The sequence below is a fragment of the Ensifer sp. ENS10 genome (assembly GCF_014852025.1).
In the GTDB taxonomy this organism is placed as follows: domain Bacteria; phylum Pseudomonadota; class Alphaproteobacteria; order Rhizobiales; family Rhizobiaceae; genus Ensifer.
In genome coordinates this window covers 979,926-994,764 of the sequence record NZ_JACVAS010000002.1, presented here as the reverse complement: position 1 = coordinate 994,764, position 14,839 = coordinate 979,926, and the positions used below count along the sequence as shown (strand labels likewise).

Annotated in this window: 19 protein-coding genes; 9 read left to right on the top strand and 10 right to left on the bottom strand. The window is 62.4% G+C overall.

Features of this window, described 5'->3' with window-relative positions; all coding sequences use genetic code 11:
* Positions 1–243 precede the first annotated feature (243 nt).
* The 5 genes from IB265_RS11795 to IB265_RS11775 all read left to right on the top strand — a co-directional run bounded on the left by IB265_RS11795 (position 244) and on the right by IB265_RS11775 (position 3,814).
* The gene (locus tag IB265_RS11795) at positions 244–744 is read left to right on the top strand and encodes a YbjN domain-containing protein (protein ID WP_043618087.1); all 501 of its coding nucleotides are present in this window, start codon (positions 244–246) and stop codon (positions 742–744) included.
* Positions 745–746: 2 nt separating this feature from the next.
* Positions 747–1,565 carry a pyrroline-5-carboxylate reductase gene (proC, locus tag IB265_RS11790; protein WP_057253150.1) on the top strand — a complete coding sequence of 273 codons (819 nt, stop codon included), beginning with the start codon at positions 747–749 and terminating at the stop codon, positions 1,563–1,565.
* Between the two features lie 341 nt (positions 1,566–1,906).
* Entirely contained in the window at positions 1,907–2,866 is a 960-nt protein-coding gene (locus tag IB265_RS11785; RefSeq protein WP_082616010.1) for a LysR family transcriptional regulator, read from the top strand.
* A 37-nt stretch (positions 2,867–2,903) separates the two neighbouring features.
* Positions 2,904–3,245: a tRNA-binding protein gene (locus IB265_RS11780; RefSeq protein WP_057253151.1), complete on the top strand. Its 342-nt coding sequence runs from the start codon at positions 2,904–2,906 to the stop codon at positions 3,243–3,245.
* Positions 3,246–3,250: 5 nt separating this feature from the next.
* Positions 3,251–3,814, top strand: a complete 564-nt coding sequence (locus IB265_RS11775; protein WP_057253152.1) for a protein-tyrosine phosphatase family protein — start codon at positions 3,251–3,253, stop codon at positions 3,812–3,814.
* 3 nt (positions 3,815–3,817) lie between these two features.
* On the opposite strand, the gene IB265_RS11770 is transcribed toward IB265_RS11775, so the two are convergent.
* From IB265_RS11770 to IB265_RS11755, 4 genes are read right to left on the bottom strand one after another with little or no spacing between them, the layout of a single operon-like run.
* Entirely contained in the window at positions 3,818–4,321 is a 504-nt protein-coding gene (locus tag IB265_RS11770; RefSeq protein WP_057253153.1) for a tetratricopeptide repeat protein, read from the bottom strand.
* 57 nt (positions 4,322–4,378) lie between these two features.
* Complete coding sequence (locus tag IB265_RS11765) at positions 4,379–5,761, bottom strand: ATP-binding protein (protein WP_057253155.1); 1,383 nt, start codon at positions 5,759–5,761, stop codon at positions 4,379–4,381.
* 32 nt (positions 5,762–5,793) lie between these two features.
* Positions 5,794–6,495 (bottom strand): response regulator, encoded by a 702-nt coding sequence (locus tag IB265_RS11760; protein WP_057253157.1) that lies wholly within the window; start codon positions 6,493–6,495, stop codon positions 5,794–5,796.
* A 55-nt stretch (positions 6,496–6,550) separates the two neighbouring features.
* Positions 6,551–7,027 carry a MarR family winged helix-turn-helix transcriptional regulator gene (locus IB265_RS11755; RefSeq protein WP_057253158.1) on the bottom strand — a complete coding sequence of 159 codons (477 nt, stop codon included), beginning with the start codon at positions 7,025–7,027 and terminating at the stop codon, positions 6,551–6,553.
* A 269-nt stretch (positions 7,028–7,296) separates the two neighbouring features.
* Here IB265_RS11755 and IB265_RS11750 point away from each other — a divergent pair, with 269 nt between their 5' ends.
* Complete coding sequence (locus IB265_RS11750) at positions 7,297–8,187, top strand: branched-chain amino acid aminotransferase (RefSeq protein WP_057253160.1); 891 nt, start codon at positions 7,297–7,299, stop codon at positions 8,185–8,187.
* Positions 8,188–8,269: 82 nt separating this feature from the next.
* Here the strand turns inward: IB265_RS11750 and IB265_RS11745 are convergent, their stop codons facing one another.
* Positions 8,270–8,536: a hypothetical protein gene (locus tag IB265_RS11745; protein WP_034788698.1), complete on the bottom strand. Its 267-nt coding sequence runs from the start codon at positions 8,534–8,536 to the stop codon at positions 8,270–8,272.
* Between the two features lie 298 nt (positions 8,537–8,834).
* A complete protein-coding gene (locus IB265_RS11740) occupies positions 8,835–9,458 on the bottom strand; it encodes a DUF1236 domain-containing protein (protein WP_057253162.1) in 624 nt (207 codons plus the stop codon).
* A gap of 148 nt (positions 9,459–9,606) precedes the next feature.
* Here IB265_RS11740 and IB265_RS11735 point away from each other — a divergent pair, with 148 nt between their 5' ends.
* The gene (locus IB265_RS11735) at positions 9,607–9,771 is read left to right on the top strand and encodes a hypothetical protein (RefSeq protein ID WP_192494794.1); all 165 of its coding nucleotides are present in this window, start codon (positions 9,607–9,609) and stop codon (positions 9,769–9,771) included.
* Positions 9,772–9,937: 166 nt separating this feature from the next.
* Positions 9,938–10,579, top strand: coding sequence for an MBL fold metallo-hydrolase (locus IB265_RS11730; RefSeq protein WP_057253164.1), 642 nt, complete (start codon positions 9,938–9,940; stop codon positions 10,577–10,579).
* Between the two features lie 87 nt (positions 10,580–10,666).
* Here the strand turns inward: IB265_RS11730 and IB265_RS11725 are convergent, their stop codons facing one another.
* From IB265_RS11725 to IB265_RS11715, 3 genes are all read right to left on the bottom strand, one after another.
* Positions 10,667–11,128, bottom strand: coding sequence for a BA14K family protein (locus IB265_RS11725; protein ID WP_057253166.1), 462 nt, complete (start codon positions 11,126–11,128; stop codon positions 10,667–10,669).
* A 144-nt stretch (positions 11,129–11,272) separates the two neighbouring features.
* Positions 11,273–11,488 (bottom strand): cold-shock protein, encoded by a 216-nt coding sequence (locus IB265_RS11720; protein WP_057253168.1) that lies wholly within the window; start codon positions 11,486–11,488, stop codon positions 11,273–11,275.
* A 702-nt stretch (positions 11,489–12,190) separates the two neighbouring features.
* Entirely contained in the window at positions 12,191–13,087 is an 897-nt protein-coding gene (locus tag IB265_RS11715) for a DMT family transporter (RefSeq protein ID WP_057253169.1), read from the bottom strand.
* 88 nt (positions 13,088–13,175) lie between these two features.
* Here IB265_RS11715 and IB265_RS11710 point away from each other — a divergent pair, with 88 nt between their 5' ends.
* Complete coding sequence (locus IB265_RS11710) at positions 13,176–13,607, top strand: hypothetical protein (protein WP_057253170.1); 432 nt, start codon at positions 13,176–13,178, stop codon at positions 13,605–13,607.
* 23 nt (positions 13,608–13,630) lie between these two features.
* Here the strand turns inward: IB265_RS11710 and IB265_RS11705 are convergent, their stop codons facing one another.
* The gene (locus IB265_RS11705) at positions 13,631–14,818 is read right to left on the bottom strand and encodes a PQQ-dependent sugar dehydrogenase (protein WP_057253171.1); all 1,188 of its coding nucleotides are present in this window, start codon (positions 14,816–14,818) and stop codon (positions 13,631–13,633) included.
* Between the last annotated feature and the right edge of the window lie 21 nt (positions 14,819–14,839).

The following is a 14,839-nucleotide window of genomic DNA, read 5'->3' as shown; positions in this document are numbered from 1 at the left end:
AACGTGGACGCGATTCATCCCGGCTATTTTTCGGCCCGGGGGCTGGCAGCCTGACTCCGCCATTATACACTGATTTTAAATGATGATTCGAAACGAACCACGCAAGCTCCGGGCAGGGTAAGTCAGCCAGGATGGATGTGAGTTCAGCAATCATAGTGTGTTTGTAATCGGTGTTGGGTTTGCAGCGTTGCGTCTTGTGAGCGTGATGATGCACGTCTGCGCCACACCTATACAGGGTGATGCATGAGCCTTTTGGAAATGGAAGTCGAGCGCCAATCCAACCCGGTCGATATGATCGAGTTCGTGGCCGCAAATAACGACTGGTCGTTCGAGCGATCCGGCGAAGACGAAATCGCCATGACGGTCGAAGGCAAGTGGGCAGACTACCACGTTTCCTTCTCCTGGATGGAGGAGTTCGAGGCTCTGCACCTTGCCTGCGCCTTCGACATCAAGGTGCCGGAAAGCCGGGTCAACGAAGTCATCCGCCTGCTCTCCCATATCAACGGGCAGGTGCTGATGGGCCACTTCGACCTGTGGCGCCAGGAGGAAGTGGTGATCTTCCGCCAGTCGCTGCTGCTTGCCGGCGGTGCCGAGCCGACCAATCAGCAGGTCGAAGTTCTGCTTTCGAGCGCACTCGACGCTTGCGAATCCTATTATCAGGCGTTTCAATTCGTCGTTTGGTCCGGCATGGACGCGCAGCGCGCCGTCGATGCGGTCCTGTTCGAAACGGTTGGAGAGGCTTGATCATGGCGAACGCCGCTTCCGGTCCCATCGTCCTCGTCGGCGCCGGCAACATGGGCGGCGCCATGCTTTCCGGCTGGCTGAAGAGCGGCGTTAGGGGTGCCGACGTGCTCGTCGTCGATCCCGGCCCGCCACCGGCCATGGCCAAACTCATTGCCGACAACGGCGTGACATATGCGGCCCAGGCGCCATCCGGTGTTCAGGCGGGCGTGATCTTCCTCGCGGTCAAGCCGCAGGTGATGGACGCCGTGCTGCCGCCGTTGAAGCCGCTCGTCGGTGCGGATACCGTCATTGTCTCGGTTGCCGCCGGCAAGACGCTCGCCTTCATCGAAACCCACCTTGCTGCTGCCGCCACGGTTCGCGCCATGCCGAACACGCCGGCGATGATCGGCCGCGGCGTTACCGGTGCCTTTGCCAATGCGCGCGTCAGCGAAGCGCAGCGCAGCCAGGTTCACGATCTGCTGAAGGTCAGCGGGCCCGTCGAATGGGTCCGGACCGAAGCCGAAATCGATGCGGTAACCGCGGTTTCGGGCAGCGGTCCGGCCTATGTCTTCTACCTCGTCGAGTGCATGGCGGAGGCGGGCCGCAAGGCCGGCCTCGAGGCGGACCTCGCCATGCGGCTCGCGCGGGAAACCGTTGCGGGCGCTGGCGAATTGTTGCATCAGTCCCCAGACGAGGCGGCGCGGCTGCGCCAGAACGTGACCTCGCCCGGTGGTACGACAGCGGCAGCACTCTCCGTGCTGATGGCCGACGACGGCATGCAGCCGCTTTTCGACAAGGCGATCGCCGCAGCACGCAAACGCGCGGAAGAGCTGGCGGGCTGATCTCACGAAACTCCGGTGCCGCAATGGCGCCGGCGTGAGGGTCGCTCTACGACGCGCCTGGGGGAGCGCCTGCGCCTTGTCCAGGGCCTGTATGCCGGTCGAACAGGCACCTCCAGATCGCGCCCATTGCCCGGCGACACATGTCGCGGATCGCGGCGTTGCGCTGACGTCGCGCCCAGGAATGTAGCTGGTAGCTCGCCGGCATATCCTTCCGCTGCGCATCCATTTCCGTCACCCCTCGGTCTCCGCTGTCTGAGTTCCAGGTCCAAGCTACAGCCTATCGTCGGCCGCGATAATCCATGTTAAGATCCGTTCATCTGTGACGAAATGGAATAGATGCAATGGACCGGCAGGAAGCCATGGCGGTGTTTCTCGCCGTCGTCGAGGAGGGGGATTTCTCGGCGGCGGCGCGGCGGCTGCGCATGACACCATCGGCCGTCAGCAAGATCATCGGCCGACTGGAGGCGCGCCTCGGCGTGCGGCTGCTGCAGCGATCGACGCGCAGCATCAGCCTCACCAGCGAAGGCAGCGCCTATGCGGAGTCGGCCCGTCGCATCCTCGGCGATATCGAGGATGCTGAGTTTGCGATCCAGCCGGGCGCTGAGCCGCGCGGCCGCCTGCGGGTCAGCCTGCCGAGCGCCTTCGGTCATCGCCTGATCGTGCCCATGCTTCCGGCCTTCATCGAGCGGTTCCCGGCGATCGATCTGGAGCTCGATTTCAGCGACGCGATCGTCGATCTCATGAACGGTGACGCGGATGTCGCCATACGGGTTGCGGCGCAAAGCGACAGTACGCTGGTGACGCGGCGCCTGGCATCGAACCGTCGTGTCATCTGTGCGGCGCCGGGATACCTCGAAAGGCACGGTGTTCCCAAGACGCCTGATGACCTGCAACGGCACGTCTGCCTTGCCATTACCGCCCATGGCCGCCTCAACGTCTGGGAGTTCCAGGATGGCAACGGCCGGCATGCGATCCGTGTTCGTGGTTCCGTCGAAGCCAACAGCACGGAAGCGCTGAGGCACCTCGCGCTCGCCGGCATCGGGATCGTGCGGCTCTCCGAAATTCTTGTCGGTGGAGATATCCGGGCGGGCTTGCTGGTGCCGCTTCTGACCGATTGTAATTATGCCGAGGCGGAACCGATCACCGTGGTTTATCCGCACCGGCGTTTCCTGCCGCCGCGTGTGCGCGTCTTCGTCGATTTCCTTGCCGAGCAGTTCGCGCGCCGCCCCTGGGAAGAGGCAAGATTTCACGGGGAGCCTGCCGATACCGGTGCGCTTCCGGAATCTCGCCCGATGCTTTAAGCCCGGCGACTGAGTACTTTTCACAAAGGGAATTGCCGTGACTGAAACGATTGAATTTGCTGATTTCGAGCGTGTCGACATTCGCGTGGGCACGATCGTCGAAGCCGAACCCTTTCCGGAAGCGCGCAAGCCGGCCTTCAAGCTGAAAATCGATTTCGGGCCAGAGATCGGCATTAAAAAGTCATCGGCGCAAATCACGGTGCATTATCGTCCGGAAGATCTCGTCGGGCGGCAGGTGCTGGGCGTGATCAATTTTCCACCGCGCCAGATCGGGCCCGTTCGCTCCGAAGTGCTGACGCTGGGTTTTGCAGACGAGGCCGGCGCGATCGTGCTGGCTGCCACCGAGCGGCCAGTTCCCAACGGCAAAAAATTGATGTGATCCCAATGACCATCGCCTTCGAAGTGATCCCCGAACGCGTCAAGGTCTCCTGCCTGTGGCGCGCCGCCGATGCCGCGCGCGATTGGCGCGCAAGCCATGTGCTGTCTCTGCTCGATCCGGAACTGCCTGACGCCAACGTGCCCGTTATTGCCGATGCCAGCCACCGGGTGGTGCGCATGCGCGATCAGGAAAACCCGACCGCCACGCAGCATTTCCCGGATCTGGTCCTCGAGGTGTTCGAGGCGATGCGGCCGGCGGCGGAGGATGCTTCGAGCCGCATTCTCGTGCATTGCCACGCCGGCGTCAGCCGCTCCACGGCTTTTGCCTATGGGCTGATTGCCCATCAACTTGGCGCGGGCCGCGAGGATGAAGCCTTCCGGGCGCTACTGACGATCACGCGCAAGCCCTGGCCGAACCGGCGGATCATCGAGATCCTCGACAAAGCCCTCGGTCGTAAGGGCCGACTGCTCGCGCCGCTCGATGTCATGCGCGCCCGCCATCCGCGCCGCATCGACGCCTGGCATCGCTTCAACGAACGCCGTGGCCTGACGTCGATCTATCAGCGCTAGCGCTTACGCGTCTGCCAGCAACGCGTCAGCGTAGCGTTTGAGCGACCGGTTGTAGCGGGGGAGGTGGCGCGAGAGGCTGCCAAGCGCAAGCGCTGCTGCTTCTTTCGCATGCCCCGCGTCGACCAGACACAGGGCCAGGAATGCGGCGACCGCATCGTCGAGCTCGTCTGACGGCTTGGTCTGCTCCGCGGTGAGCAGGGCGACGCCTTCGCCAGCGCGGCCGAGATTGCGGAGCGTGCTGGCGAGCTGGATGGTGGCGCGCCGCCGGCGAATTCCCGTGAGACCGTTTTCCAATGCCTGCCGATAGAGAGGTTCGGCTTCCGTCTCGTGGCCGGTCGAATCCTGCGCGGAGGCCCGTTCGAACAGGCCTATGGCGTGTCCCGACGGCAATTCGGCCGCAAGCGCCTCGATACGCGCGATGAAGGTTTTGGCGTCGATGGTGTCGAAGGCAGCCCAGAGTTCAGCCAGCCGTCGTTCCCAGTCGTTCCAATCGACAACGTTCGACACAGCTCTCTCCCTCGGTCCCAATTCCCGGGCGAGCAGTGGCCCGTTAATACGTGAAGGTCAAGCCGGTACGCGCACCGTTGCCCTCAGGCCGCCGAGCGGGCTGTCGCCAAGGGTGACGTTGCCGCCGTGGCTGCGGGCGATGTCGCGGGCGATCGCAAGGCCAAGGCCGGTGCCGGAGCTGTCGAGATTGCGCGCCTCGTCGAGACGGAAGAACGGCTTGAACACGTCCTCGCGCGATCGCTCAGGGATGCCCGGACCGTCATCGTCGACGGTGATGGTGACCCATTTGGCGCTGTGGCGCGCGTCGATGTTGACGGTGTTGGCGTAGCGATAGGCGTTCGAAGCGAGATTGGCGACGAGGCGGGTGAAGGCGTTCGGCCTGACCCGAACCTCGTCCTCGCCCTCGACCGAGGTGGTCAGCGTCTTCCCGAGCAGTTCGGCCTCCGCCGCAAGCCGGGTCATCAGGTCGCTGAGTTTCAGTTGGCCGACATCTTCCTCCGCTTCGCTGCGGGCGAAGGCGAGGTAGCCCTCCAGCATGTTCTGCATGTCCTCGACATCCTGGTTCAGGCTTTCGAGATCCGGATTGTTGCCGGCGAGCGCCAGCTGCAGCTTGAAGCGGGTGAGGATGGTTCTGAGGTCGTGGCTGACACCGGTCAGCATCGCGGTGCGCTGTTCGATCTGGCGCTCGATGCGTTCGCGCATCAGGATGAAGGCAAGGCCGGCGCGGCGGATCTCGTCGGCCCCGCGCGGCGCGAAGTCGTCGATCTTCTGGCCCTTGCCGAAGCTTTCGGCCGCCTTGGTCAGCGCCAGGATCGGCCGGATCTGGCCGCGCAGGAACAGGATGGCGATCGCCAGCAGCACCAGCGATGCGGCCACCATCCAGACGAGGAAGATGTGGGTGTTGGAGGCATAGGCCTGGTTTCGCCGAGCATAGACCCGCAGGATGCGGCCGTCATCGAGCTTGATGCGGATCTCGACGAGCTTGGAGTTGCCGACCGTATCGATCCAGAAGGGGCGGCGGACCTGGTTGGAAATCTCCTCGCCGAGGATCTGGTCGAGGATTTCGAAGAAGGGACTAGGCCTGGGTGGTGGCAGCTCGCCGGGCGGGTCGACGGAGATGCTGAGATCAAGCTGATCCCGCGCGATGCGGATGATCTCGCTGATGTCGCGGTCAGCGGGGAAGGTGTCGATGAGGTCGACGATTGCGGCGATATCGCTGGTGACGGCGGCTGACAGGCGCTGCGTCACCAGCTGCCAGTGGCGCTCCATGAAGATGAAGGCGACGACCGACTGCAAGAGCACCATCGGAATGATGACGATCAGCAGCGAACGGGCGTATAGCCCCATCGGCAGGCGGCGGCGCAACCAACGGGTAAAGCGCCTCCAGGCGTTGTCGCTCGATCCGGTTGCCCCGTGCTCTATGCCGTCAAAGCTTGCCATGGTTTGCCGCGCTCATCGGAAGGCCCGCCATTTCAGTCCACGCTCAACCGGTAGCCGATGCCGCGCACCGTCTGCAGCCAGACCGGATTGGACGGATCATCCTCGATCTTGCGCCGGAGGCGATTGATCTGCACGTCGATCGTGCGCTCGCCGACCTCTGCATCGTCGCCGATCAGTTCGTGGCGCGGGATGGTCTCGCCGGCGCGCTGCGAAAACAGCGTCATGATCTCCTGCTCGCGATCGGTGAGCCGGATGTGATCGGCGCCGCGCCTCAGCTCCTTGCGCACCACCGAGAAGGTGTAGGGGCCGAAGATCACCTGGTCGACCTTGGGCGCTTGGGCCGGCTGGTTGCGGCGCAGGATATTGTTGATGCGCAGCACCAGTTCGCGCGGTTCGAAGGGCTTCGACAGATAGTCGTCGGCGCCGGCTTCCAGGCCCTCGATGCGGGAGTTCGATTCCGCCAGCGCCGTCAGCATCAGGATCGGCACGGTCTTGATCTGGCGCAGGCTGTTGGTCAGCGAGATGCCGCTTTCGCCCGGCATCATCACATCGACGATCAGAAGGTCGAAGTCGAGGCCGACCAGCTTGCGCCGTGCTTCGTCCGCGTCGGACGCGGTCGTCACGCGAAATCCCTGCTCGACCAGATAGCGGTTCAGGAGATCGCGGATGCGCCGGTCGTCGTCGACGACCAGAAGGTGAGCCGCATCGTCCGAGACAGTCGCTTTTGTCGTCATTCCACGCTTCCCTGGTTCCAGGCTCCCGAGCCGTCTGCCGGCGGCGAGCCTCGTGTCAGTCTGCGGCGTTCTTCATTCCGGCGAGAAAGCGTTTGACCGTCTCCCGCGCGCCCGGACCCGTTCTTGCCAATGCATCGGCTATGCGGCGGGACTGTGGCTCGGCCAGCGCACGCGCCAGCGCCTTGCCTTCCTCAGTCGTATAGAGCATGCGCTGGCGTCGGTCTTCAGGGCCGGTCTCCTGGCGGATGTAGCCGGAATCGATCAGTTGCTTGAGCACGCGGGCGAGGCTCTGCTTGGTGATCTTCAGCGTGTCCAAGAGGTCGGCGACGGTCATGCCGGGCTCGCGGTCGACGAAATGGACGACCCGGTGATGCGCCCGCCCAAAGCCGCTCTTTTCGAGGATCGCATCCGGGTCGGAGGTGAAGTCGCGATAGGCAAAGAAGAGCAACTCGATGATCTCGAAATCGATCGTGTCATCATCGGCGGCGGCATCGGTGAGATACCGGGTGTTCTCTTTGGATTGGCCGGCCACGCGGTCATTTCCTTTCAGCCAGATTGCAACTTGCGAAACATTCGGAAAAATACGTCAGCTTTATTGACATATTTTTACCGCATCGTTAGCGTCCTTGCTCGGTAAGCGAGACATTTGGCATTGGCAACACCTTGAAAGGATATGCCGCGCCGTTCCGATCGCAAATCCAAAATCACGAAATTGAATTTTCCCTCAATCAGTTTGCCGATAAACTGAAAGCAGGACGATAATCAACTAAGAATGGCGCATATGCGCCGGAGGATGACACCATGGCAGCGGTTCCTTTTGATCAGTTGGACGGAGAGATCTGGTTCAACGGCGAATTCGTCGCATGGAAGGACGCCAAGGTACATGTGCTGACCCACGGCCTGCACTATGCCAGCGCGGTCTTCGAGGGCGAGCGCGCCTATGGCGGACGTATCTTCAAGCTGAGCGAGCACAACCAGCGCCTTCATAACTCGGCTGACATTCTTGGCTTCAAGATTCCCTATTCGGTGGAAGAGCTGGACGCCGCAAGCGTGGAGCTTCTGAAGCGCCAAGGCTTCTCCGAGGCCTATGTGCGGCCGATCGCCTGGCGCGGCAGCGAAAGCATGGGCGTTTCGGCGCAGAACAACCGCATCAACGTCGCCATCGCCATCTGGCAGTGGGGCAGCTACTTCAACCCGGCGGAGAAACTGAAGGGCATTCGCCTCGACATCGCCGAGTATCGCCGCCCGGATCCGCAGACGGCACCTTCCAAGTCCAAGGCGGCCGGTCTCTATATGATCTGCACCATCTCCAAGCATGCGGCGGAAGCCAAGGGCTATGCGGATGCGATGATGCTCGACTATCGCGGCCGCGTGGCCGAAGCGACGGGCGCCAACATCTTCTTCGTCAAGGACGGTGTCATCCACACGCCGGTGCCGGATTGCTTCCTCGACGGCATCACCCGCCGCACGGTCATCGAGCTTGCCAAGCGCCGCGGCTACGAGGTCGTCGAGCGGGCGATCATGCCGGAGGAACTGTCCAGCTTCAGCGAGTGCTTCCTCACGGGGTCCGCTGCCGAAGTGACGCCGGTTTCCGAAATCGGTCCCCATCGCTTCACGCCGGCGACGATCTGCGAAACGCTGATGAACGACTACATGAAGGAAGTCTACCCGGTTGCCGCGGCCGCCGAGTAACGGCATCCGCAATTGTCTCGAATGCAGAAAAGGCGGCCAGGGGCCGCCTTTTGTCTTACTACGGATATGATCGTGGTAGGGGTCAGGCCGTCTTGCCGAGGAATTGCCCGACGATACCGCTCAGCACGCCGCCGCCGACGAGGCCGCCGATGGCCTGCATGGCAAGGCCTGTCGCGGCTGCTTCGCCGCCGAGCATCTGAATGAGGAAACCTCCGCCCAGGCCGCCGATCGCGCCGACGATGGTCCGTGCGACGACACCGAATGCCTGCTGCTTCAACACTGCGCTGGCCGCGTTGCCGCCGGCCGCCCCCGCGATCAATTGGGTAATGATAGGCATTAATGCTTCCATTGATCCCTCCGTGTCGTGGCTCGTCGTGGACGGGCCACTAAAGCCGATGATCCGGCACCGATAGGTTGAAGCCGAATCTGGATTATTGTCAATTTGAATGAAATGACCGCCCCGGTGCCCGGATCCTAGCCCATTGAAATGGTTTGATTTCAGCTGGAAGCGGCGTTTCGTGGCGTCAGACAGAGAAGCTTGCGCCGGCGTCGAGAAGGATCGGTTTCAGTCTTCGCACAATGAAGCGGATGATTCGTGCATGCGCCGTAGGCTCCGGCGACCGCTCGGTCGCCGGAGAAACAAATGCCTATCGATAGACGTAGACGATGCGTCGCGTCGCCGGCTCGACCAGCACGGGCTGGCCGTTGATGCTGACATAGTCGTAGTTATAGTCAGGCACGCGGCGGACCGCGACGGTCTGCGGCAGCGCGGCGCCGACCACGACTTCGCCGTCGAGATAGACGGTCTCGCCAGGGTTCGCCGTGACGTAGGTGCGCACGGTGTCCGGTGGCACGATCGGATCGATCTCTTCGACCGGGCCGATCAACTCATCGCCGCTGCTGACGATCACCGGATCGTTCGGCTGCGCCTCATAGGTGACGGCGGGAATAGCGAGGTCGGCGCGACGTTCCTGAACCACGACGGCCGAACCGCCGAAGTCCGTCGTCAGATATTGCGCATAGACCCAGCCGCGCACGCCATTGATGTCGATGCGGCACCATTTGCTGCCTTCGATGCAGCCGTCGATGACCGCGGTGCTACCGCGGGCCGCAAGCCCGACTGTCGGATACTGAGGGCCCGGACCCGTGCGGATGTTGAGGTCCGTGACTGTGGTCGCGGTCATGGCGGCAAAGGCGGCCGGCATGCCGAGCGTCAGCACAAAACCCGCGGCCGCAGTGGCTCGCAGCAGGGGGCGGGTAAGTTTCAACATTATCTTTCTCCTTTAGTGGTGAGGGCGAAACGCCTCCGCGCGCGCGGATGTTCCCCCGGGAACGTCACGAAATGTGACGCCGTGACATTCTTCCTCTGCTGCCGCGGCCCAAGGCCCGAAGAAACAAGCAGCGGGAGAGGCGACGAAGATGCAGGACATTCAGCTGGATCAGAGCAATTTCACCGCCCGCAGCCTCAAGCCGGTGGTCAGGATCGTCGTCGCCGCGGAACTGGCAATTTCGGCGCTGCTGATGACCACAGTGCAATGGCCCGCACCGCAACCGGCCACCAGCCAAGTCGCCGTTCTGCGCTGATTGGCGCTGTCACCGGCGCCAATTGCCGCTATAGGAGAGTTACAGCGTCGCGCGTCCCGCCGGGCGCGCTAAGATCGCTGTAGAACTTTGAAGTGCTGCATGGGTTGTCCCTCAATCGGCGACGATGCAAGGAAACATGCAGCAGATCCCATAGAGGCAGGCGCACATGTTACAGGCGGGCATCATTCCGGTTACCCATTTCGAGCAGAATTGTACGGTGCTGTTCGACAGCGAGACCAAGGAAGGCGTGATCGTCGATCCCGGTGGCGATGTCGACCTCATCCTGCAGACGGTCCGCGAGAACGGCATCACGCTGAAGGCGATCTGGATCACCCATGGCCATATCGACCACGCCGGCGGCGCCAAGGAATTGAAGGATGCGCTCGGGCTTGAAATCATCGGCCCGCACAAGGACGATCTGCCGCTGCTCGAAAGGCTCGAGAGCCAGGCCGAGCGTTTTGGGCTGGCGATGAAGGTCCAGAACGTCATTCCGGATCGTTGGCTCGAAGAGGGCGATACCGTTTCGTTCGGCGACCATGTCTTCGAGGTCCTGCATTGCCCCGGCCATGCGCCCGGCCATGTCGTCTATTTCAACCGGGCACAGAATTTCGCCCATGTCGGCGACGTCCTCTTCCACGGTTCGATCGGGCGCACCGACCTGCCGGGCGGCAATCACCAGCAATTGCTCGATTCCATCCGCGACAAGATCCTGCCGCTCGGTGACACTGTCGGCTTCATCTGCGGCCACGGTCCAGGCGGGCAGATCGGCGAGGAGCGCCGCACCAATCCCTATCTGCGCGGGCTCTGAAGAAGGACGGCTTGCCGTTGTAATCACGAAAAAAGCCCATGCCTTGATCGAGGCATGGGCTTTGTGATTCCGTATGCTCTGCGCCGATCAGCCGGCGGTGCAGAAGTAGCTGCGGCCGTCGTAACCGCGGAAGGTGCCGTTGTCCGGGTTGAACGAGCGGTAGCGCTGCGAGCAGTAACGGTACCAGGACGGCGTCCAGGGCTCGAGCGAGCGGTAACCGCCGCCATAGCTGCCGCCGCCGTAGTTATCGACGACAACCGGACGGGCCTGATAGACCGGGCGAGGGCGATAGACCGGGCGCGGCTCGTAATAATCGTATTCCGGTTCCGGATCGATATAGACGCGCTCGCCGTAGCCGCTGTTGTAACGCGGCTGCGAGGCGATCGCGCCGCCGATCAGCGCGCCAGCGGCGAGGCCCGCTGCGCCTGCCACCCATGCATCGTCATTGTTGTGGTGATGGCGATGGTCTGCCAGCGCGGCGCCGGAGGTCGGGACGATCATGGCGATTGCGGCGACCGAAAGAACGGCGGCTTTGATGAACGTGTTCATGGGCTTCAAATCCTATCGCATGGACCGGATCAATCCGGATTTCATGAGAGGACGTTAATGCCGCCACTGTGAACCGAGCCTGAACAAAAAAAACCCGGCAAGCCTGCCGGGCTTCAACTTTGAATCTGTCAGCGGATGTCGGCGTTAGCCGGCGATCTGCAGGTTGACCGCCTTCGGGCCTTTGCCGCGGCGATCCGGTTCGGTGTCGAAGCTCACCTTCTGGTTTTCCGTCAGACCGTTCAGGCCGGAGGCCTGGACTGCGGAAATGTGTACGAAGATATCTGCACCACCGTTGTCAGGCTTGATGAAACCAAAGCCCTTGTCGGTGTTGAAGAATTTTACAGTGCCAGTTTCGGCCATGCGTCAGGTCCTTTTCTCTCCACCCGTTTGACGGACGGGCAGCATTGCAGTTTTGCCCGAATGGGCGTTGGCAGGCAGTTCTCGACGTTTGAGGAAAGGGTCCTGTTACCGCAGCCAGCCATTGGAGAAGTTGCATTTTCATGCGTCTTCCCGGTCTGGCCGCCCGGAGTTTTGCGTCTCCGGCCCGCTTTTATTTCAAGATCTTCCCGTGTTCGCAGATTGCCCGAACAGAGTAAGATTGATGGGTTTATTTTGAATTGGCAAGCAAAACTTTTCGAGCGTGGTATTGCGTCTTGTCATTGCTCAAAAATCGGTCATTTCCGCAGCTGTTGCCCCTTCTTCAAGATATATCGCAAGCTGTTGAAATCACAGCTTTTTGAAAATGAACGCCGCAAAATTGAGTGGGTTTTTGCTGTTTTTCGATGCAGCCGCAAGGAGGTCAGTCGAATGCCGGCGCCGTCCGGTATTCGCAACTCTCTGATATGTTTGATGCTTCTCGCGTCGTACGTTTCTTACGTACGATTCTTGCAGAAAACCTACAGGTATTGAATTGGACCGGTCGATTGCGACCCGCTTCGCGTCTGGCGGCGAAGCAACGATTTGATGGCCTGGTACAATAGCAAGTAAAGCGCCAGTCCGGCGTTTGGACCGGTCGCTGATATAGTTCATGGCGCAGTGTCGGTTGCGCTCGCAGAGGCCAGTTCAGACTGCAGCTTCCGCGCGCCGATTTTTGGTCAGTTCGGGAATGATCTCGACGGCAAGCATTGCCGCGAAGATGATCGCGCAGCCGGCATAGCCGATCGGGGTGATGATCTCGCCGAGCAACAGGACACCGAAGAGGGCGGCAAAGAGCGCCTCGCTCGACAGGAAGATGGCGGCCTGCGGCGCCGTGGTATAGCGCTGGCCCACCACCTGCAGGATGAAGGCGAGGCCGCTCGAGAAGATGCCGGCATAGAGGATTTCGAAGAGAGCGCCTTCGACAGCCGCAAAGCTCAGCGGCTCCATCTTCACTGCGAAAAGCAAGCCGAGCACTGCGCAGACGGCGAACTGCGTCATCGACAGCAACATCGGCCGGCCGCTGCTGGGCGCGAAAAGGCCAACGAGCAGCATTTGCACCGCCCAGAACAGGGCGCACAGGATCGTCAGGTAGTCACCGCCGGTCAGCGCCGACAAGGTGCCGCCGCTCAAAAGGAAGATGCCGAAGAGAGCCATCAGCGCACCGGGCCAGATGACCCAATGCGGCTTGCGGCGCAGGAAGATGACCGTCAGCACGGGCACGAAGACGACATAGAGCCCGGTGAGGAAGCCGGAATTGGTGACGCTGGTGTCGAGCAGGCCGAACTGCTGGGTCGCTGCGCCGGCAAAGAGTGCCAGGCCGATGAAGATGAAATTGCGCACGGTCGTCAGCTTGAGCGGTTCGGCCGCCCGCTTCGTTTCCAAAATGGCCAAGGGCATGGCAACCAGCGTCGCGATCGCAAATCTGAGCGTGATGAACCACAGCGGGCTGATCGCATCCATGGCCGTCGACTGTGCAACGAAGCCGGCGCCCCAGATCGCGCCTGATATCAACAGCAGCAGATTGGCCTGAATGCGGGGCATGTCGGTTCTCCTCGGACAGGCGCCGTCTAGCAGTTGCGTTCTGGGCGGGCAAGGCTCATCGTCAGCGTCATGGGCGTCGGAGATGGCGATGAATGACAGCGGATATTCCGGCACGCCGCTTGCCCGCAAGCTGGGTTTGAAGGACGGGCAGGCGGCGCTGCTTCTCGGCGTTCCGCCCGGCCTCAGCGAAATCACGGACTTTTCCGGCTTCTCGAGTTGCGAAACCGTGCTCGGTCCGGCTGGCGGGCGCAACTACGACTATGTCCATATGTTCGAGACGCAGAGGTCCGAATTGGACGGGCTCGCGCCGGAGGTTGCGGCCCGGCTCAGGCCTGACGGCATGCTCTGGATTTCCTGGCCGAAGAAAGCGTCGAAGGTGGCGACGACGCTGAGCGAGGACGTGCTGCGCGATATCTTCCTGCCGCTTGGCCTCGTCGACGTGAAGGTTTGCGCCGTCGATGCCGTCTGGTCGGGACTGAAGTTCATGTTCCGCAAGGAGTTCCGCGGCCAGCTGTCGTGAGGCGGCAGCGACGGGCTCAATTGCTATTGCTTTGCGCCCTTGGAGACGCGGAGAACGGCGCCGTTTTCCTCGTCGGTCACCATCAGCAATGCGCCATCTGGCGCGACGACGACGTCGCGGATGCGGCCGAACTCGCCATCGAACAGCCGTTCTTCGGCGCCGATGGCACCGTTGTCGTCACGCTCCAACCGCGCGAGAAGCTGGTACTTCAGCGCGGCAACCAGCAGGTCGCCGTCCCACTCGGGAAACATCCTGCCGCGATAGATGGCGAGCGCGCCGGGGGCGATCGAGGGATCCCAATAGAAGAGGGGCTGATCGAGGCCGTCCTTCGCCGTGCCTTCGCCGATCTCGGCGCCGGAATAGTCCTTGCCGTAGGTGATGACCGGCCACCCGTAGTTGTGGCCGGCCTGCGGATTGTTGACCTCGTCGCCGCCGCGCGCGCCGTGCTCGACCGTCAAAAGCGTGCCGTCCTTCGGGTCGAAGGCGATCCCTTGCGGATTGCGGTGACCCTTCGACCAGATCTCCGCCAGGCCGCCGGTGCCGCCGCGATAGGGGTTCGATCCGGGAGCGCTGCCATCGGCGTTGATGTGCAGGATGGCGCCGGCATGATCGCGCGGGTCCTGCGCCCGATCGCGTTCACCGCGGTCGCCGATGCCGAAGAACAGGCTGCCGTCGGGCGCGATCGCAATGCGCGAACCGAAATGCTGTCCCTTACCGGTGAACTTGCTCATCCGGAAGAGTTCCTTGACCTCGGTGAGACCGCTCTCGTTTTCGGCAAGTTTCGCGCGCACGACGGCGGTGCCGTAGCCGCCTTTGCCATTGGCGGCCAATGTCAGATAGAGCGTCCTGTTCTTTGCGAAACCAGGGTCAAGTGCGATGTCGAGCAGGCCGCCCTGGCCACGTTCAGCGACCTTGGGCACCCCCTTCAGCGGCTTCGACACCTTGCCGTCGCGCACGATCCTCAGCCGGCCGGGACGTTCACTGACGATCAGCCCTCCATCGGGTAGCGCTTCGACGGACCAGGGGTGTTCGAGGCCGGCCGCCAGGGTCTCGACGCGCAGGGTGCCGTGCTGGCTCGGGAATTCGCGCGTCTCTTGGGCGTGAGCGCCCAAGGGGGCGGCGATCGCGGCCAAAGCGACGAGCACCGCGAGCGACCGGGTGTGCCGCCGCCTACCTAGCTGTTTCGACGCTGCTGCATCCGCTCGCCGCATTGCGCTTCTCCGGGCCGATTC